Origin of the sequence: Chlamydia psittaci 6BC (assembly GCF_000204255.1) — a bacterium.
In the GTDB taxonomy this organism is placed as follows: domain Bacteria; phylum Chlamydiota; class Chlamydiia; order Chlamydiales; family Chlamydiaceae; genus Chlamydia; species Chlamydia psittaci.
Genome location: NC_017287.1, coordinates 691529 through 712687, shown reverse-complemented (window position 1 = coordinate 712687; position 21159 = coordinate 691529). Strand labels below are relative to the sequence as shown.

Sequence of the window (21159 nt, the reverse complement as noted above, 5' to 3'; positions counted from 1 at the left end):
CCCCGTGAGATCGGGGTAGGAGAGGTGGATGAGATTAAAATTGGATCTTCGATCCGAGATCTACATTATAGGTTCGAGAAGAACCTCTGAGCTCGAAACCGAAGTGACTGAAGAGTTCCATGTTGTGACTTAAAGCGAGATAATTTCCTGCTTGTAACATGAAAGCATTTCGCGCAATATTGTTGGCTTTAGTTACCCAAACGGCAGAGGTTGGGCTAACTAATAGAGAAGCGGTGCAGTCAGGATTGCTTCTTATGATGTCGGGAGCATAAGCGGCAGTAACATAATAAGAAGCTGTGTCGTTGTTAGCAAATCTCTCAAACTTCATACCGATAGGTAGGGAAAGGTTAGTGAGATTGCTACTTTCGAAATATCTTCCCTCAGAGCTGTTGTTTTCCTTAAAGTCGCCTTGGTGAGCATGAATAAGTTGCAGCTTCAAGAAAGGTGAATACATATCGAATAGGAGAGAAGATGGCGTTTCTATGGGTGCCATGGCTCCAAACTCAATTCCAAAACAATCGTTACCCCAATCACCCTTGATTTCTGAATATGTTGTTTTAGGAGGAGCGTAGGTGTCTGTCATGTTTGTCTTCATATTATTAGAAGCATGACAATAAGTTAACTGTGCGTTAAGGACTAACGGAGCTTCCGCACCGATAGTATTTTGTAGCAACGTATTCCAGGTATTCCAATAAGAAACATGTTGATAATAGATGGAACCTGCATAGACAGTGGAACTATTTTTAGAGACTAAATAGTCTTTGTCTTTTCCGAAGAGTTGGCAGAAAGCCGCACTGAATACGTCTTCTGAAGGAGTTTGCGCGTAGACGCCTAAGGCGTATCCGGCACTATTGTGGCGGAATTTGCGTTTAGTATCTGAGCCACTTTTATGTAAGAAGTTTCCTAGACCGGATACCCAAAAACCTCTATGGTAATCAGCACCATTGACGCTGATATCCATTAAGTTTTGTATAGCTCTGATGTCAGAGAAGGAACCCCAGAGAGTATTCGGAACTAAAGATCCTTGACGTTCTGGGTTAGGAGAGTAGCCAGTTTGTTCCCAATTTAGAGTGGCTATTTTCTCTTGAGCGCCTGATCCTTGTGCCCAAGTTACCGTCCAATTTCCTTGATAACCGTAATGAGTCGGAGGGGTATAGTTTTGTAGATTGGTTGTGGGTGGAGTAATAGAGCCGCCAGAACCAGATTTTACTTCTATTGCTTTGAAAGGCTGAGATGCAGCAAGTATAGGATACTCGTAGGCATTACCGTTGTCATCGACTAGATTGACAGCATTGATTGTGACTGTTTTACTTTCAGTTGTTGCTTCGACTTTAGCAGGAGTAGGAGCGACCCCCCCCCCCCCCAATGAGGCGACGTTAATATCCAAATTAGTTAGGGTGATGGTTTCTCCACCTGAGGAAGGCGTCTGTAACGTAGTTCCTAAATCCATGACAACAGAGCCGGCTGTCTGTGTGACTTTTTTTGCTTCTAAAGTGACACCATCTTTAAGGACTAAAGAACCGGAGCCAATTTTTAAAGGCTGTTTGAAATATGATTGCAGATTGCCCGCAACCTTTTTTTCTTCATCGGATAATTTTTCACCTGAGAAGACAATCTTACCTGTGTAAGTAGTAGAGCCCTCTTCAGCTTTATTTAATTCTATTTCTGTAGATCCTCCTGTGTTAGAGATGGGGTCGTAGAAGAAAATCCCGAAACCTTCTTTAGCATTTAGTTTTGTAAACATCCCACCGGAGCCGAGATCTATAGAATTTCTTGTTACTGTACTATCACCAGTTTTTATTGTTTTGTTTCCGTCGAAAATAATATCCCCAAGATTAGCGGTTAGGCTACATTCACCGCCTGAATCTTTTATGCAAATAGCTCCGCCTTTAGGTGCCGAATTATGGGATACAGAGTTGTTAGAAAATAACGTAGGCCCATCAGCAGTAATTGTCAGCTTTTTTGTGTAGATGGCCCCACCTTTTTTCTGAGAAGAATTTCCAGAAAAGACTACGTAGCCATTTCCTTCCAATTTGAGCTCTTGATTACTTCCTGTAGCACACTTAATGGCTCCACCTTTTCCTGTAGAGCGATTGTTATCAAAAATGAGTTTGTTATTGCCACTGAAAGTAGATACGCCTTTAGTCTGTATAGCTCCGTAACCGGTCGTGCCTGGAGGGCAATGAGCACATGAAAATAATGAAAATCCTGAGACGTTTAAGGTTTTATTGCTACCACTAACATTAATGGCTCCCGGGTTACTTGCTTGTGTAGTAATATTATCAAAACAAAGAGTATAGCCGTTTCCTAAGAAGGAAAGACTGCCAGAGTTATCAGAAAAGCAACTACTAGACAAACCTTCTTCACCTAATCCTGCATAAGAAATGCACACATTTCCCATACACGTGTATGTTGTTCCTTGAGATGCAGAGGTTACTTTCGGTTGAAATGCTTGATTCCCCGCCGTGTTCCCATTATAGCTATCCGCAGAGGTCAAGGTTTTTTGATCTGCCTCAGCGAAGCATAAGGAATTCGAGGCGAGTAGGCTCGAAGATATTAAGAACCAGTAGACTGGATGTTTCATAAATTCATGCTTTGGGTGATTTGAGATATCCTAAACCGATCATAAAAATTATTAAAAGTCAAGGGTGCTGGCTAGGATAGACAAAGGGAGGCCCTGCTCCGCACATACGGAGCAGGGGAGGTGGATGAGATTAGAACTGAATCTTGGATCCGAGATCTACGTTATAGGTTCGAGAAGAACCTCTGAGCTCGAAACCAAACTGACTGAAGAGTTCTATGTTGTGACTTAAAGACAAATATTTTCCTGCTTGTAGCATGAAAGCATTCCGTGCGAGGTTATTGGCTTTAGTTACCCAAACAGCCGAGGTTGGGCTCACTAACAGAGAAGCGTTGCAGTCAGGGTTGCTTCTTACGATATCCGGAGCATAAGCCAGGATGAGGTTATAGGAAGCGATATCCCCTTGAGAGAATCTTTCCAGTTTCACACCGATGGGCATAGATAGATTGGTGAGATTGCTACTTTCAAAGTATCTCGCCTGATCGCTATTAGTTTCCTTAAAGTCATCTTGATGAGCATGAACAAGTTGTAGCTTCAAGAAAGGTGAGTACATATCGAAGAGGATAGAAGATGGTGTTTCTATGGGTGCCATAGCTCCAAACTCAACTCCAAAACAATCATTACCCCAAGAACCTTTAATTTCAGAGTAGGTACTATATTTTGGAGCATATGTATTTGTCATTTGAGTCTTCATATCGTTAGAAGAATGACTATAAGTGAGTTGTGCGTTAAGAACTAACGGAGCCTCAGCACCGATAGTGCTTTGTAGTAGATTCTGCCAAGCGCTCCAATAAGAGATGTGTTGATAATAGAGAGAACCTGCATAGATATTGGAACTATTTTTGGAGACGAAATAGTCTTTGTCCTTTCCGAAGAGCTGGCAGAAAGCCGCACTGAATATGTCCTCTGAAGGAGTTTTTGCGTAGACACCTAAGGCATACCCAGCACTATGGTGACGGAACTTTCGTTTAGTATCAGACCCACTTTTGTGTAGGAAGTTGGCTAGACCGGATACCCAGAATCCTCTATAGTAGTCAGCGCTGTTGACGCTTACATCCATAAGATTTTGTATGGCTCGGATATCTGAGAAGGAACCCCAAAGAGTGTTCGGGACTAACGAACCTTTACGCTCTGGGTTAGGAGAGTAACCAGTTTGTTCCCAAGTTAGAGTGGCTGTTTTTGTAGCTGTTTCGTTGTTCCAAGTTACTGTCCAATTTCCTTGGTAACCGTAATGAGTAGGAGGGACATAATTGGTTAGATTCTCTGTGGGAGGTGTGACTGTACTTGAGGAGGTTGTGGCTGTTATTGCTGTGAAAGGTTGAGACGTAGCAAGAATAGGATCTTCATAAGCATTACCGTCGGCATCGACTAGATTGACAGCCTTGATGGTAATAGCTTTACTTGAGTTTTTTGTTTCGAGTTTAGCAGGAGCAGTACCCCCCCCCCCCCCCCAACGAGGCGATGTTAATATCTAAATTAGTTAGGGTGATGGTTTCTCCACCTGAAGAAGGCGTCTGTAATGTGGTTCCTAGATCCATAACAACAGTAGAGCCTTCTGTCTGTGTAATTTGTTTTGCGGTTACAGATACACCATCTTTAAGTACAAGAGATCCTGCTGATAATGTGATGGGCTGATTGAAAGTAGAAGCTAGGTTGTCTGTTTGTTTTTTTTCTTCATCGGATAATTTTTCACCAGAGAAGACAATCTTTCCTGTATAATCAACAGTATCTTTTTCATTGATGTTTAGTGCACTAGATCCTCCTCCAGTAATAGGATCATAGAAGAAAATCCCGAAGCCATCTTTAGCACGTAGCTTTGTAAATTTCCCTGTGCCGAGATCTATCGAATTTCTTTTGACTGAACTACCATCAGTTTTTATTACTTTGTTCCCATCAAAGGTAATATCTCCGAGATCAGCGGTTAAGCTACATTCACCACTTGAATCTTTTATGCAAATAGCTCCGCCTTTAGGTGAAGAGTGGGATACGGAGTTGTTAGAAAATAACGTAGGTCCACCTGAGACAATGGTGAGTTTATCAGCATAAATAGCCCCGCCGCTTGAAGTGGAGGAGTTTTCTGAGAAAACAAGGTTGTTATTATTTTCCAGTTTTAATTCAGCGGTAGAGCTTCCTGATTTACATTGAATGGCGCCACCCTCTGCTGTCGAACAGTTTTTGTGGAAGACAAGACTAGAGTTATCTTTGATGGTAGTATTCCCTGCAGCTTTTATGGCTCCGTAACCAGTGGTTCCTGGAGGGCAGTAAGCACATGAAAATAAGGAAAATCCTGAGACGCCTAAGGTTTTATCGTCACCACTAACACTAATAGCTCCGGGGCTATTAGATGTAGTAGTAATATTATCAAAACAAAGAGTATACCCGTTTCCTAAGAAGGCAAGGTTCTCAGTAGCTGTGAAACAACTTTTATTTAGACCTGAATCTTTCCCTGCATAGGAGATACACACATTGCCTTCACAAGTATACGTTGTTGCTGATGAAGTTTCTTTTACACTGAACTCCTCAGATGTTGTATTTCCATTATAACTATCGGAGGGAGTTAAGGCTGTTTGAGCGTCTTCAGCGAAGCTCAAAGAATTCGAGGCAAAAAGGCTCGAGGATATTAAGAACCAGTAGACTGGATGTTTCATAAATTCATGCTTTGGGTGATTTGAGATACCCCAAACCGATCATAAAAATATTAAAAAGTCAAGGGGATTGTCCCTAACTTAGGCAGAACTAAAACCTCTTATATATGTGTATTTGTGATTGCAAAGATAAGTAGGCTTTTGGAAGATGATGAAATAGAAACTATTCCTTATTTCTTTTCATGATCTATCTGTGATCTAAATCATTAGTAAATAAAGAATCACAATATGAGAGAAACCGTGGTATAATTCTCGCATCAGTAAGTTCAGATTAAAGATACTCAGGAAGTACCATTTATGATGCCAAGGTCACTGTTTGCTGTTTTTGTGTTTGTTATTGCTATAGAAGGATTTGGCTCAAAGATATTTTGTGAAGGTACGACTATCCCGCAAGATCAATATGAGGATTTTTGGAATCTTGATCCCTACTGTTTGGAAAGCTTGTGTGCGTATTTTGTGATACATGGTGATCATCAAAGTAGAAAGAAACTAGAAAAATTTTTTCCTCAGCTAACTGTTAATGAACTAAAAACTTTATCTAATTGCGTTTTACTATCTAAAAATCCCGATTATGTTTTTTCAAAAGAAGATGTTGAAGTTATGAAAAAACTAAATCTGCAAGGGATCTCTTTTCTATGCCACAATGATGATGCGTCTTTTCTTCCTGAAAAAGATCTTGCGCGAGCTCTTGTATACGCTGAATTTCCCGGAGAAGAGGGAAAGAGTAAGGCCGAACATTATACACAATATTTAGATATTTTAGCTCTGCGTGCTTATATAGAACGTCAGCGACACTTAGATGGGGAACACAGTCCAGTAGGATCAGAGGCTTATCATAGAGCAACTATAGAAGCTCTGAATACGATTCTATTTTATGAAGAAGGGATTCGTTATCCATCGAAAAATGAAATGTTTTCCGATGAATTTTCTTTTCTATCTTCAGTAGCAGACCGAAAATTCGGTGTCTGCTTGGGGGTTTCTTCTCTTTATTTGTCTTTAGCGCAACGTTTAGATCTCCCTTTAGAATCCGTTACGCCTCCAGGACACATCTACTTAAGATACGGAGGGGGAAAGGTCAATATTGAAACAACTGCAGGAGGAAGACATCTTCCTACAGAGCATTATTGTGATTGTTTAAACGTTGATGAATTAAGAATACGTTCTGAAAAAGAGCTTATAGGCCTAACTTTTATTAACCAAGGGTCTTTTGCTTTGCAAAAGCAACAATATCATGAAGCTGATCTAGCTTATGAAAAAGCTAAGGAATATGTAGACGATCATGAACTCGAAGAGCTTTTGGGTATTGTAAAAATCCTAAAAGGTCAGAGAAAAGAAGGGGAGGCTCTTCTTAAAAGCTCTTCACAAGCACAGACGCTAGGGTCAGTAGCTCATGATTACTTGCAAGGGCACATAGATGAAGCCACATTGAAACTCTTGTTTACACATCCAGGATCTACATACGAAGAGGTCCTTTCTTACCAAGAGGCTTTAAAAAAGGCTGTGCAACGCTCACCCAAATGTTGTGAATCTCGTCGTAGACTGGCTTCTGTATTCCTTCATCTTGGGAAAATAGCTGAAGGCGTGGCTCTTTTAGAGCAGAGCGCTAAGGAAGCGCCTGAAGACATCGCTCTGCATTTGAAATTATCGAAGGTCTTTTGCGATCGTCATGATTATGCAAAAGCTCAAAAATATTTTTTAATAGCGGAAGGCCTATTGAAAGATAGGGGTATACAGGATGAGGATAAGAAGTCGTTTACTCTGTATCACGAAATTCGTAAAAAAATGTTTTCAATAGCACCTTGATATTAATACTTTGGTTTATTGAGATTAATATTAATTTTCTATATACTTAGTTATCCTTTATTTTATTATACGTGTTTTATGGCTGCTAGTGTAGAGGGAAATCCAATACCTGCCCGATCGAGTGTTATGGATATTCGCTCTAGGTGTGCAGATCTTATATTAATAATGAACCAGAGAGCTTTGATTGTTCCGCGATGTAGAGTTATTTTAGAACTTGCGGCTGCTATCATAGGAGCAGGGTGTTTCGCGTTATCGATCGCCTCTGCAACTGGTTTCTTAGCTGTTAGTTTGAGTGTTTGGATAGTGCCCACAGGATGTGCTCTAGGCGCAGCTTTGCTAACTTTCGCGATTACATCCACTCTTTTACGACAGGGTGAACTCACTCGAGAAAGAGAATGGAGAAGTATTACTATGCGCTGGTATGACTTAGTAAGTGAAGGATGCATACAGCCTAAAACACGCATAGGACACCCTAAGACTCGCCTAGGAAATACAGCTCATCCTTCTTGAAATGGAGGTGTACTTAAGACGAGTGGATAATAAATTTTTTATTATCCTGTGTTTATGTTTTTTCCTGAAGATGTTTCAATAGAAAAATTATAAATCAATGTTTTAGGTGTATTATGTCGTGTCAACAACTCGTTTCGGACATACGTGATGGTTTAGGTTTTAGTGGTTTTACTTCTGCTCATCTCGTGCAGAATAAATTGTCTGTTAATGTGACTCGCCTGGTGATGACCTTAGTCGCCATGCTTCTTGGTTTAGGTGCTTTAATCTGTGGTATTGGGACTTGCACAGCAGCAGCGCTTACCGTTATTTCTTTAGCTGGTGGTGCTTCTATAGCCCTAGGACTAGTCTTGCTGATGTTAGCTAGCTATTGGGGGTACGGTGCGATATCTAGTTATCGTAATAGATCAGCACAGCTTGCCCAAAATGCATAAACCCTCTAATTCAGTTTCTCAAGCAGAGTGTCAGATTTATTGAGATCAGTAACTCAAGTTTGTTGAAAACCGTTCTATAGTTTTAAGACGATAGAACGGTTTTTTTTATGCGTGAATGTCTTCACGAGCTGATTTTCAATAAATATAGGAAGCGCATAGATATGCCTAAGGGTATGTGTCTCTCCAGTTCACCAATAACTTCTTCTTTGTGATGGTTCCCAAAATGCCTTCATGCTTTGGTTATCCCTATGTAGGCAGCTCTGGTTGGCTTCTGTTTTTATATACTTAAAACTTAACATTTTATATTGTTCTTTTGAAATTTAAGATAGGAGATGGTTATGGGTTTCGTATCGAACTTCAGCGTAGCTGCTAATGGTTTAGGAAAAATTGATTTATCAAAAGACGCTATTCCTGCTTTTAATAAAAACGAGAATTTATGCTCCCATGTAACCCGAGTTGCTATTGCAGCACTAGTAGCCATCGTAGCAGTAGCATCTCTTATTGTAGGTTGCATGAGCTGCTCTGTTGGTGGAACAGCTGCATACTGTGGTGTTGTTACAATTGCTACATCTTTGGTTGGACTTGCTTGGTCTGCTATTGCATTAAAACGTATGTTTATTAAAGGATAAGATAGGATGTCACCCTTTGGAAATTACTCTATAAAGGGCTTATCTTAGATTAGGGAGAGTCGACTTTTCTTAGAGCATCTCTCTCCCTAGTAAGGGCAGGATGTATGACGATTTTGGAGAGTACTTGGATTTGATAAATCGGCATTTTCCCCATTGTAGCATGAATCCTTGCCCGTAGACTCTATTTACAGATGCATTTTTGAGAATTGTACTACAGTTTTCATGTGATTCATCTTCTCTTTGTCTATGTTTATATCGAAACATAGAGTGGTTGGAGAAGCCACTTGTATCCCGACAGTTTTAAATAAATATGGATCTATTTTTAAAGAAAAGTAGGGGTTCTTGGGATCTTTCTAGCTTTATAGAAAAGACTTTTTCTTTTTTCATAATTTAAAAAATATCTCTCTAGTGCTTCAAGAAAATAGATGTGTTTTTTGAAGAGGATGATCAAAGTTTTGTAGCAGGTAAGATTTGCTCTAGAGCGGTTTCTTTCTCGTTATTTTTATAATCAGAGAGGAATCTCTGATTGAATGTTTGAATCTTGTTATATAATCTATGTGCTGTCTCTGGGTATTTATGAAAATAGAGAGGTTTTGATGCCTTTTATTGAAAATGTGAAAGATGTTTTTGGCGGTTTAGGGAGTTGTGATCTATCCGTAGACAAAATCCCTGCATTTAGAGCAGAGCGTAGATGTGTAGATATCAGTAGGGTGGTTATTGCTATTGTTGGCGCTATATTTTCTATTGCAATTTTAGTTCTTGGAGTGACAGCTTTAAATTTATGTTGTCCGACTTCTGCATTGGCAGGCGGATGTGCCATTGTTTCGGGGATCCTTTTATTGTCTTGGGTTGTAGTCATGATTCTTCGTTTATGTGGCGTGGGGAAAATTACTAAAGAACCTTTGGTAAGAGTTGCAGGTATAGAAGAAGGAGATAGGGCCGACCGCGTAGTGACCGATATGCGAGCTGCCGAAGTTTGTAGTTAAGTGACTATAGAAATAACAATAGATTGTAACTAACTGTGGTTAAGAGAGAGTGATGAGCACACAATCTTTTCGCGTGTTGTTTATTCTTAAGAACAAAGAAGGACTTTAGGAGAATCTTTCCAAAGTCCTTCTTTGTTATTCTTGTATATTGCAATCATCCCTTTCCCTTACTATAGTTAGCTCAATATAAGCAGAAGATAGAAAATCTCAAAAAGGCAAGGAGTTTGCTCCATGGAAAGCGAGCAGAATATTGGAATTGAGTTTTTAGGTGACTATAAGATTCTCTGTTATTTGCGAAAGGACTTATGGTGCCAAGATATCCTTGCTGAGCACCGTTTTATAAAAAAACGGTATATTTTAAAACTACTGCATTCGGAATTTTCCTCATCAGAAGCATTTATGAATGCTTTTCATGAAACTATTATAAAATTAGCAACAATAAAACATCCTGGCATTCTCTCTATAGAAAATGTTTCACAAGCAGATAATCAGTATTTTTTAGTCACTGAAGAAAAAGAAGTTCCCACGCTTTCCTTAAGTCAATATCTTTCTAGTTTCCCTCAGGGATTATCAGAGTTAGAAATTCAAGAGATTGTTGTACAGTTGGCAGAGGTTTTAGATTATGCACACTCTAGAGGGTTAGTTCATGGTGGCCTGAGTTTAGACTCTGTACATGTGGATCTTTCAGGAGAGTCTCCTACGGTGTTTTTACCTGAGTTAGGATTTTCTTTTTTGCTCAAGGATCACTATACTCAGCATCTTTTAACAAAGTTTCCAGAGAGATCATCTTTAGATAAGTTAAAGGAATTACTTGTATTTCAAGCTCCAGAACCTATGTCAGGAACAATTTCTGAAGATGTTTATGCTTTTGGAGTGATTGTTTACTTTTTATTATTTAGAAAGTTCCCTCAGGGAGTCTTTCCTTTGCCATCGGAAGCTTTCCCTGATTACATTTATTCATGGGATCAATTAATTAAATCCTGTTTGAGTTATTCTATAGATAAAAGACCCAGGAAACTGACTCCCTTAATTGTAAAAAAAACACTGGGAGAACAGCTCCTTACTGCGAAAATGCAGTGTAAGGAAGAACAATTGAGGGAAATCAGTGACGAACCGCAGGTCCCTAGCGTTGCGAATATTTACCGGGAAGGTGAGAGCAGAATACATCAAGAATCTTCTGATCATTCAGCCTTTGTTCTTGTAGAAGCAAAATCTATAGACGAAGCTATGGATACTTCTGTAGATTCTAAGGAAGAGGTAGTTAGGGAAGACGAAAGCTATGCTAATGCATTGCAGTCCTTATTAATACGCGAGCCTGTGGTTAGCCGTTATGTAGAAGAAGAAAAAGAAGAGGTGAAACCTCAACCCTTGTTCACAGAAATGGTATTTATCGAGGGAGGAACTTTTATCCGGGGGAGTCGTGAAGGACAACGAGACGAACATCCTGTACATGAGATTTTCCTGCAGAGCTTTTTCTTAGATATCCATCCTGTGACTAATGAACAATTTGTGCGTTATTTAGAATGTTCGGGAAGTGAACAGGATAAATATTATAATGAGCTTATCCGTCTTAAAGATTCACGAATACAACGGCGTTCAGGCAAGCTGGTTATCGAGCCAGGTTATGCTAAACATCCTGTTGTTGGTGTTACTTGGTACGGTGCTTCTGGCTATGCTGCTTGGGTAGGGAAGCGTCTCCCTACAGAAGCTGAATGGGAAGTAGCCGCGTATGGAGGTGTTGCTCAACAGCGTTATCCTTGTGGTGAAGAAATAGATAAGAGCCTGGCGAATTTCTTTAGTTCTGATACAACAGCAGTCATGAGTTATCCTGCCAATGCCTATGGATTATATGATATGGCAGGAAACGTCTACGAGTGGTGTGAAGATTGGTATAGCTATGATTTCTATGAACTTTCTGCTCAAGAATCACACGCGCCTCAAGGCCCTGCTCAAGGAGTGTACCGCGTCTTGCGTGGGGGATGCTGGAAAAGCTTAAAAGATGATCTCCGTTGTGCTCATCGTCATCGTAATAATCCTGGTGCGGTAAATAGTACCTATGGCTTCCGCTGCGCAAAAGGAGTTAAGTAAATACTGCATGCAAAGTACATATTCCAGAGAACAATATCTCTCTCTGTGTAAAGATATCGAAGAAGATGATTATCGCTATTATGTTCTTCATAATCCCACAATCTCAGATTATGACTATGATATGAAAATGCGGCAGCTTCTTTCTATAGAAGCGCAGCATCCTGAATGGAAGGTATTATGGTCTCCATCGATGCGTCTTGGGGATCGAGCTTCAGGAAGCTTTCCTATTGTAGCTCATGCCCACCCCATGCTTTCTATTGCTAATGCCTATACTTTAGAAGAGCTTTATGAGTTCTTTTCCCGTATGGAGAAAGCGTTGGGGTATACCCCGAAATACACTCTAGAAATAAAAATAGATGGTATTGCCGTAGCTCTTCGTTATGAGCAGAGAGTCCTTTTACAAGCTTTAAGCCGTGGGAATGGACGTAAGGGAGAGGATATCACAGCAAATATCCGTACGATACGCACGCTTCCCCTACGTTTATCAAAAGAGGCTCCAGAATTTCTAGAAGTTCGAGGTGAAGTATTTTTTTCACGAGCAACTTTTCGTCAGATTAATGCGGCACAAAGGCAAGCGGAGAAACCTGAATTTGCTAATCCAAGAAATGCTGCTGGTGGCACTTTGAAATTGTTGTCTGCTAAGGAAGCAGCACAAAGAAACTTAGAAATTTCTATTTATGGATCGTTGGCAGAAGAGAATAAGCGATCACATTATGAGAATCTCCTGTTGTGTAGAGAGTGGGGATTCCCCGTATTGGGTCAGCCACGTCAATGCCAAACTATCGATGAAGTCGTCGCCTCTCTCCATGAGATAGAAGCTTTGCGAGATCAACTTCCCATGGAAATCGATGGTGTGGTGATCAAAGTAGATGATATAGAAGATCAAAAAGTCTTGGGAATGACGGCGAAGCATTATCGCTGGGCACTCGCATACAAGTATGCGCCAGAACGCGCTGAAACTATTTTAGAAGATATCTTAGTTCAAGTAGGCAGAACGGGAGTATTGACCCCAGTGGCTAAGCTGCGACCTGTAGTTTTGTCAGGATCTAGAGTTTCTAGGGCTTCTCTATACAATGAAGATGAAATTGAGAGAAAAGACATCCGTATAGGTGACACCGTATATGTAGAGAAGGGCGGAGAAATTATTCCTCAAGTTGTTGGTGTTTGCCTGGAAAAGCGTCCGGAAGGCTCACAGCCTTGGGTTATGCCCGAATACTGTCCTGTGTGTCATGGGAAGGTAACTCGCGAATCCGATAAAGTTTCTGTTCGTTGTACGAACCCCCTGTGTTCTGCAGGAGTTATTGAAAAAATCCGCTTTTTTTGTGGAAGAGACGCTTTAGATATTGATCATCTTGGTGAAAAGGTTGTTACGAAGCTATTTGATTTAGGGTGTATTCATCGACGCTGTGATATTTTTCAAATCACTGAAGAAGATCTCCGCCATGTTCCAGGATTTAAAGATAAATCCATAAGAAACGTCCTTAAAAGTATAGAGAAAGCTAAAAGTGTGCCTTTAGATCGTTTTCTTACTGCTTTGGGTATTCCTTATGTGGGTATAGGCGGAGCCAACGCTCTTGCACAACATTTTCTTTCTTTAGAGTCTGTGATGTCTGCCTCTTTGGATGATCTAAAATCTGTAGAGGGAATTGGAGATAAAGTTGCAGAATCTATAGTTGCTTATTTTAATCAACCAGAACATCGCGAAGAGATTCAAATAATGCTTTCTCTAGGGGTGCATGTTTTACCTTACCGCAGGGAAAGTTCTTCGTGTTTAGGGAAAACCTTCGTAATTACGGGCAGTCTTGAAAAATTGACGAGATCCGAAGCAGAAACTTACATTCGCAATTGTGGAGGTAAGGTAGGTTCTTCCGTGTCTAAAAACACCGACTATCTTGTTGTGGGCAAGGATCCTGGGTCCAAGTTACAAAAGGCCCAAGAACTGGAAATTCCCATTCTTAGTGAGGATGAGCTGTTAAAAATTCTTTACTAAAGTTACATTATCCCATTTGTTAAGTTCTTAATTATTTTTATTAATTAAAAATTATAAGAACAATCCTTACATATATGATTTAATATAAATTCTTTTAGAGTTATAATGCTTATCTGAAAGTTTAATTTTTTCTTAAAATTAGTATATTTTTGAGGTTGTCTGTGTCTATTTTTCTAGTTAATGGAGACACTAATCAAAATTCTCTGAGAGAACAGCTGGATTCTGTTTCCTCACCATCTCCATTGAGCCCGGAGGCACAAGGCCTGCGCGCGGGATTAACAACTCAGCAAGCTCTTTTAGAAGCTGTAGAGGGAGAGCTCTCCTCTATGGAACAAACGGATCTGAAAAAGATGCGTTTGTACAAGATTGCCCTGATTATTTTGACACTAGTAGGACTAGCAATTCTTTTTGTTATTCCTGTAATGATGATTTTCAATATCAGTTTATGGATCCCTGTCGTTATTACACTAGGTGTGTCTTTATTTAGTGGGCTTGTCAGCACGAAATTACGCGCACGTTGTCAAGAGATCAGATCAAAATATCGTTCTTTACAGGTGTATCACCGACATCTGCTCAGTAAGCATCAGGATTTAAGGAGCTCGACGTTATCTAAGTATCATATTGAGATGCCTAAGGGGGGATCTTTAAAAGAGAAGCTCCTTGCTAAGCTACGTCCAGACATGAGCCAAAATACCTATGATGGAGGAGCCAATCTTGATAAGACTCTTGGGATATCTGGGGAAATTAACTCACGTTATCAATGTAACGCACTTTTAGGTATTGATAGGGTTGATGATGCAGCCTGGCAAAAACGCCTTTCTGATGTGTTGAATGCTAAGGTCGAGTTATTAAAAAATAATTCCGCATACTCTGCTTTACGCACACTTTCTAACTCTGCTCTTCAAGAAACTGGGGTAAATTTGCCGGCACTCCTCCCAGGAGCAGATTTCGTAGACCTTGCAAAATCTTTGATGAGTATCTGCGGATTTGGAAATAAAGTAGGTCTGGAGATTCGTCAGACTATAGACCAGTATGAGCGCACATACTTATATAGCAAGACGCTGTCGTCCTGGTTATTAGATATCACACCGGCTACACGTTTATATTTATCTCAAGAACAACAAACTGTGGATATGACCTTAGATATATTCACAAAGCTGCAAACGCATATAACTAAGGTCCAACTTGCAGATTGGTTAGAACAGTTTGAATCTTGGAAAATGGATGTATATGCTTTATCCGAAAATCCTACGTTAGCTGATCTACATCAAAAAATTAAAACCGGCGCTCATAAGCTAAATACTCATGAGAGTATCGACTCTGCGCGTCAGTTGATGGTTAGAAATATTTTAGATCAGCTTGAGAATATCATTACAGAACACTCATCCGGGAATATTGAAGAGGCAAATACGATAAAAACAACTCTGCAATCATCGATACAGACAGAGGTGAAGAGCCTACGTAAATTCCTAGGGGATAGGCATGCAAATGCTGCAGATTTATCTAATAAAGTGCAGACAGAGTTGATCGGGTATCTTGCGAATCTTGGCAACCTGAGTTCTTTATTTGATAAAATCCATAGGTGTATACAGCTTGGAAAGTTTGTCCGTATGGACATAGAGAAGGCTGTCAAAAAACATCCTGATAATCAGCGTGTGAGAATTCTGAGTTCTATCAACCAACTGTTAAACTTAGTGAATAAGGATAGTTGGGGGGCTGTATCTACGAAACCTGTGGAAGAGATTCTCCAAGAAAAGCAGGCAATTATTCAAGACTTAGGAAAAGCCCGTCAGAAGGTTGAAGAGTGGAGCGAGAAGTATAACACCTTTAAATCTCAAAAGATGTCTCTAGTCTTGATGAGTGATTTCTCAGAGAACTATTCTACTATAGAGTGTGAAATTGATAAGTTAAGGACATCGCATCATCAAGCTGAGGCTGTCACAGAGTTTATAGACAGATGTCGTACTTTCTTGGATACGACCTATGATGCTCTTGGAGGGGCTGCTGCTCTTCCTACTAAAGAAGATATAGCTGCATGGGCCGAAGAGTTTAAAGCTCTTATGGGAGAGTTGGACGCTATTATTCCTGACGTTCAGAGTATTGGGCAAAGAATTCAAGTTGAAGGGACAACTACAAAATCCTTGTTATGGCAGGCACTGACCAGTAGAGAGTCTTCATTAAAGGAAGCATCCAAGAAGAAGGAAGGAGAGCTCGTAGCCGCTATTAAAGCGAATCAACCGGGAACTCAGGAAAATATCGATGTTTTACTTGATTCAGGTATTGATCATATACAAGCGATCCTCGAGGAGATGACTCATTTAGAGCAATCTTTAAGTTCTCCCGATAATATTGCTGTTGAAGAGGTAATACGCGCATCTAATCAGCTATTTTCAGTTATACGTGATCCTAGATCTGATAAGTTAGCAGATTTAGAAACAGTATTGTCATCCTATGGTGAACAGAATGTCCCTACCGCGGTTGCAGAACTTGGAGAGATCGCCGAGAGTACAGCGCAAACGGTTAGTGATGCTCAGAGTGTAAACAAGAGCTTCTGGGAAACACGCAATAAAGACTTAAGCAATTTCTTGAGTCAGGTACAAAAAATAGCCAGTAAGTGGAACAAAACACAGTCTTTGGTGACGTTTGTCTTGGGTCTGGGTATGCTGATCGCCAGCTTATCTCTATTGTCTCTGCAAATGGTATGGTTGCCGATAGGTCTTAGTGCTGCGGCACTGGTCTTACAAATCGTTCCTATGGTTTTTGACCACATCATCGAGAAGAAAACTTTTGATGTCCGTGTAGCATCATTAGCTAAAGATTTACTACCTGCAACAAAGATTCTCCCTTCAGAATTTAATAATCCCGATGTGGAGCGTCTTTCTCGAGTTCAAGATATTTTACAACTAGAAGGTTTTGAGTATAGCTGGGCTAGGGGAGTAATTCGTGATTTAGATAGAGATCCTTCTAATAAGAAGGACGATTTCAAAAAATCTATCCAAGATCTTAAAAGTTTTTCAAAATCTTTAGATAAAAGGATTCAGAGACGCTTCGGCACTACAGATCTTCAAAGTGTTATAGATCGTAAAAAAGCAGCTGAGGAAACCGCTAGAGTCCAAGAGTCATTAGTTCCTGATCAAGGGGAAGCCGCGGATCACATAGATCACATTGTTCCGCAACCCACAGATGCTGCTAGAGAAATGGTCTTAGCTAGTGGTCAACGACGTTTAGATGAGATTACTGTAGAGATCGGTCGACTAGAAGAAGAGGAAAACAAGATAGTCAACTATCGCATGCGTTATGATAATGAGATGCTAAGTTATCGTCAGCAGATGTCTTATAAAAATCAGCTACAACAGCGTCTTGAAAATACTAAAGCACAGTTTCCTGAGTTAGAACAGACGCTTGTTGAGAGTCAAGCTGTGGCGGATGTCCTATCTCAAATAGTGTCTCAAATACCAGATCAGCAAGTCGATACTAATGAGGTAAAGAGTAGGGTAGACACTCTTACTCAACTGATGTTTAGAATTGCTGACCCAGATGCTTCTGATGATATTGTCAACGAAGCTAAACGTTTATTCGATAATCTAGTTAAAGAATCTGCTGAAGCTGGGTACCTGCACGAGATTCAAAATGCATTGGAACTCTCTTCCTGCTTAGGGAAAAATGACGTCAGACTTGATCAATACCGTAGGGATCAGCTAGCACGTTTCGAAGTCTCTAGGGCAAGAACTTTAGACGATCTATCTCAAAGAACGGTTGTAGGTGAGCAAGAGCTCCAAGTGCGTAAGAAAGCATTGGAGTACTTAGGTATGAGTCACATCTCTCCATTCTTGGAGTTTTCTTCTCCTATTCCTGGTAAGGGATGGTCGCTAGCTCAAGATGCTCTACAAGAGCTTCAGCTCTTAAAGCAAAAAATTTCTAACGGAGAAGAAGTTTCCATAGAAGAGTATCGCAAAGCAAAAAGACTACTTGCTTCTTACTTAAGAGTAGAAAGAAACTTATCCCCGCTAGCTTATGGGACGTTGCTAGGAGACGAAAACTTCGTTAGAAGTACACAAATTATCAGAGAAGGGAAATCGCTCCAAGAGGTTGTGACGGTAAACGCAACCCTGGGTAGACACCACTTGTGTTCTTTAGCATCGCAACGTATTGATAGTTGGATAATGAAGAATGTACAAAAGAGAAGAAATACACGATTAGTTGCTAGTTTACTAGAACGTATCCGTGCTAATGAGAGTGCAGACGGTCAGAATCAGGATCTATTTCGTAATGTGTACGAGACATTCTTGCAACAGCCGAAGTATATTTTGACGCGTTTGGTGAAAGATTTCAAAGTCAAAGCACTGATGGCCACACAAAAGATACAAAATGCTAAAGAAATCGAGAAACAATACATGATGGCCTCGAGTATAGTTGGCGAAAAAGATAAGATGTTTGCCCAGGGCCGTGCGGCATGGGAAAGAGAACTAGAAGTTTTATCTCAAGCTCTTCAAGAGTTACAGGAAAGAAAACGAGCATTAACTCAAGAAAAAGTTACGCTAAGTAATGCGTTGTACCCCAGCCATTCCTAGACCTTCTCGGGTTAAGGAACAAGAATCGCCATAGTACAGAGTAGTCAATCTGGAAGAGGTATTTAGAAAAGTAGAAAAACGTTGTAGCTAGAGTGCGCGCTTAATCTATTTTTTCTGTTGCGAATATCCGCAATAGATAGGAGATAAGTTCATGTAACTTGAATTTATGAGTTCTATAGCCGATGTAACAATCGGGACGGATAATAAATAATGAATCCGGATTTGCATGATAAAGATTAGCAATCTTTTGATCTTTAGTCACAATGACCTCTAACCATTCACCATACTCTTCTTTAAGAGCTTGCTCTAGATCCGTACGTTCTTTAAAGAAGATGAGTAAGTGTTTGGTACTTTTTAAACTGTCTAGTAGATAGCTGCCATTATCCAGTTGAGCATTAATGGCTCGCATGCCAGGACCTGGACCAAGAATTTCTTTATCTTGTGAAGACATCTTAATAATATCGCTATTTTGATATTTCAATGCCTTATGGGGGGGATAGTAATACTCTCCTCCAGAAACATCCAATTGACGGCAACCCTTTAAAAAATAATACATCAGAGCGGGTGCATAAAGATTGGAGAATAATAGATTTTTAGCTCGTCCTTGCCTCTTTTCGCTAAGATGCGGAAGAATGTTCCCAATCTCATGTTCTTTAGCTGTGATGAGGTATTTTGAGGCAGCCTTTTTTACCACAGGGATAAGCTTCCATGTTAAGTTAAAAGCTGTATGGATATTGGAATTTATTCCTGTAAGATAAGAAAAATTCAGATTATTAGCTAAATTACCCACAAATAGAAAGTTGTTATGGTCTGCAGGATACTGATGAAGAACAGATTTGATATGGTGATGTTCATCAGTAACAGCAAGATTGTAATTATAGAGTAATTTCTGCTTTTGCTTTACTGATAGGGGGTAAGAAGTATTGCTAAGACACAACTGCTTAGTGCCTTTCTTGTGATTATAAAAAACAAAATTTAAGAAACTTTTTGAGCTAGGAACCAGGTGAATATGGCTTTCTTCAAAAGGTTCCCCTTCATCACAATCAACAAAAAGGACTTCTTTTACTTGCTTCCGAGGTTTTAATTGATTTTTAAATAGATCGCGAATGTCAGGATCACTGTCAGCTTCGCTGGCAATAACCCATTTCGGGTTGTAAATTTCCCGATTTTCGAAATTTTGTGATGTTTTCGTACTCTCAATAAAAATGCTATTGTCTACCAAAGTCACAGGACGTGTTCCCCAATGGATCGCTCCACCATTTTCCTCGAACTTACGAATCAAGTGTTTGGTAAACTCTTGATAAGAAGTGGATAAAGCAAACGGAAAACGCGATTCTGATGCTTGATTAAACTTGAACAATACAGTGCGCTTTTTCCAATGATAGCGGGCTCCGAAGAGTTTATGCCCTTTTTCTACGAAGTCATCGATTAAACCTGCATTATCTAGAAGTTCTAAAGAAGAGCATGATAAAACAACAGGAAGATCCCTAAGATCTATAAAATCGGGTTCATCTGCAGAATCCCGATGGTCGATCACTTTTGCAAGAATGCCGTGCTGAATGAGCATGTTTGCTAAAATGAGACCTGTGGGGTTGGCGCCTATGACTAATACATCTGTCATATCGATCTCTATGAGTAGAAGACACGAATAAATCCTAGTATAGGGAAAAGGATCTGATGAATCAAGCAGGGAATATTTTTAGAAAAGCTCACAAAGTCCTTTCTTTCTGAGAAGTATTTTTAGAGATATCAGCCAAAGTTAAAACAGTCTCTATAGATGGCTATGGAAGTATTTGACTATATCTCGAATGATCTCCTGCATATGGGGAGACGTACCTAAATTGTGATCCGTATTTTCATAGATTTTAAACTCTGTATTCCCTGGAGCTGTATTTTTAAATAAGTCTCTTTGAGTTAAAGATACTAAGTTATCTTCTCTACCCTGTAGATGTAAAATAGGGATTCTTGTAGGAAGAGAGTTCAAAACAATATGATCTTGAAGAGAGAGAAAAGCGCTCACGTCTTCTTCGCAAATGACTAAAGGAGCCGTGCCAAATCCGAAATCCTTTCCCAGGTTATCCACAATACTCGTATTGTCGTTCACCGACTCATACATTTCTTTAAATAAAATTGCTCCATCAGCAACTGGAGCCCAGAGGCTGATTGCACGAATCTGAAATTGGGAAGGACAGTAAAATTGTGCCAGATGTAAAGCAGTGTGGCACCCTAGAGAGAAAGAGGCAATACCCAGCCTAAAAGGATGAACTTCAGGGTACTGGATTACAGTACTAAGAATATCCTCACCGTTTCTGAGATAGGTTTGAATAGGCACTTCATGAGCAATACCCTCGCTATTTCCGCACCCAGCCATGTCAAAGCGTACACAAGCTATACCCGACTCAACTAGAGCGCGTGCAAGCTTTCTATAAGATCCTGTCAAGCCACCGACTGTACTTCCACGGAATCCGTGAAATAAAATAACAGTAGGATAACCACCTTCAGGCATAGGAGTCGTTGGTAAGTGGAGTGTGCCTACAAGGTTATGCTTACCACTTTGTATATTTACAGCCCGGCAGATTTCGTTTTTTGGAGTCTGCGTTCTGTTAATTACAATCAAGCTCTCAGGGATTTCTGGGAACCCAGGGATTTTAATTGATTCAGCTTGAGATGCATTAGCTACTATGAAAAACAAAAAAATAAATGCGAATAGTTTGCTCATTTTAACTAACATGAAAAGCAACCTAATTAAAAGATAACTAAAATAGGGTTTTATATTTTTTTTGTCAATGTATTGGGGAAAAGCGGGACAAGGGTATAACAGAAGCGAGTTTTTTATAGAAAAAATTTCATGCTTTTCAGGTTTTGATTAGAAGATTCTTGTCTTTTCATCGAGTGAAGGATACACTAGCCTCTATTTTATTTTAA

At 39.9% G+C, this 21159-nt stretch carries 11 protein-coding genes and 1 pseudogene; 8 read left to right on the top strand and 4 right to left on the bottom strand.

All coding sequences use genetic code 11. From position 1 onward, the window contains the following. Positions 1-34 precede the first annotated feature (34 nt). Together G5O_RS08265 and G5O_RS10350 are read right to left on the bottom strand one after the other, a co-directional pair. Positions 35-2584 (bottom strand): autotransporter domain-containing protein, encoded by a 2550-nt coding sequence (locus G5O_RS08265; RefSeq protein WP_014518398.1) that lies wholly within the window; start codon positions 2582-2584, stop codon positions 35-37. Between the two features lie 130 nt (positions 2585-2714). Continuing rightward, positions 2715-5229 (bottom strand): annotated as a pseudogene (locus G5O_RS10350) (autotransporter domain-containing protein). Between the two features lie 294 nt (positions 5230-5523). Here G5O_RS10350 and G5O_RS08250 point away from each other — a divergent pair. From G5O_RS08250 to G5O_RS08215, 8 genes are all read left to right on the top strand, one after another. Next, positions 5524-7029, top strand: coding sequence for a transglutaminase family protein (locus G5O_RS08250; protein WP_006343290.1), 1506 nt, complete (start codon positions 5524-5526; stop codon positions 7027-7029). 165 nt (positions 7030-7194) lie between these two features. Beyond that, positions 7195-7539: a hypothetical protein gene (locus tag G5O_RS08245; protein WP_006343289.1), complete on the top strand. Its 345-nt coding sequence runs from the start codon at positions 7195-7197 to the stop codon at positions 7537-7539. 113 nt (positions 7540-7652) lie between these two features. After that, the gene (locus tag G5O_RS08240) at positions 7653-7970 is read left to right on the top strand and encodes a hypothetical protein (RefSeq protein WP_006343288.1); all 318 of its coding nucleotides are present in this window, start codon (positions 7653-7655) and stop codon (positions 7968-7970) included. Positions 7971-8308: 338 nt separating this feature from the next. Further along, entirely contained in the window at positions 8309-8599 is a 291-nt protein-coding gene (locus G5O_RS08235) for a hypothetical protein (RefSeq protein ID WP_006343287.1), read from the top strand. Positions 8600-9129: 530 nt separating this feature from the next. After that, entirely contained in the window at positions 9130-9585 is a 456-nt protein-coding gene (locus tag G5O_RS08230; RefSeq protein WP_014518397.1) for a hypothetical protein, read from the top strand. 231 nt (positions 9586-9816) lie between these two features. Further along, a complete protein-coding gene (locus G5O_RS08225) occupies positions 9817-11673 on the top strand; it encodes an SUMF1/EgtB/PvdO family nonheme iron enzyme (RefSeq protein WP_006343284.1) in 1857 nt (618 codons plus the stop codon). 7 nt (positions 11674-11680) lie between these two features. Continuing rightward, complete coding sequence (ligA, locus tag G5O_RS08220) at positions 11681-13663, top strand: NAD-dependent DNA ligase LigA (RefSeq protein WP_006343283.1); 1983 nt, start codon at positions 11681-11683, stop codon at positions 13661-13663. Between the two features lie 161 nt (positions 13664-13824). After that, a complete protein-coding gene (locus G5O_RS08215) occupies positions 13825-18234 on the top strand; it encodes a hypothetical protein (protein WP_006343282.1) in 4410 nt (1469 codons plus the stop codon). 100 nt (positions 18235-18334) lie between these two features. On the opposite strand, the gene G5O_RS08210 is transcribed toward G5O_RS08215, so the two are convergent. Beyond that, positions 18335-19855, bottom strand: coding sequence for an FAD-dependent oxidoreductase (locus tag G5O_RS08210; RefSeq protein WP_006343281.1), 1521 nt, complete (start codon positions 19853-19855; stop codon positions 18335-18337). 150 nt (positions 19856-20005) lie between these two features. After that, positions 20006-20953, bottom strand: coding sequence for an alpha/beta hydrolase (locus tag G5O_RS08205; RefSeq protein ID WP_006343280.1), 948 nt, complete (start codon positions 20951-20953; stop codon positions 20006-20008). Positions 20954-21159: the final 206 nt, after the last annotated feature.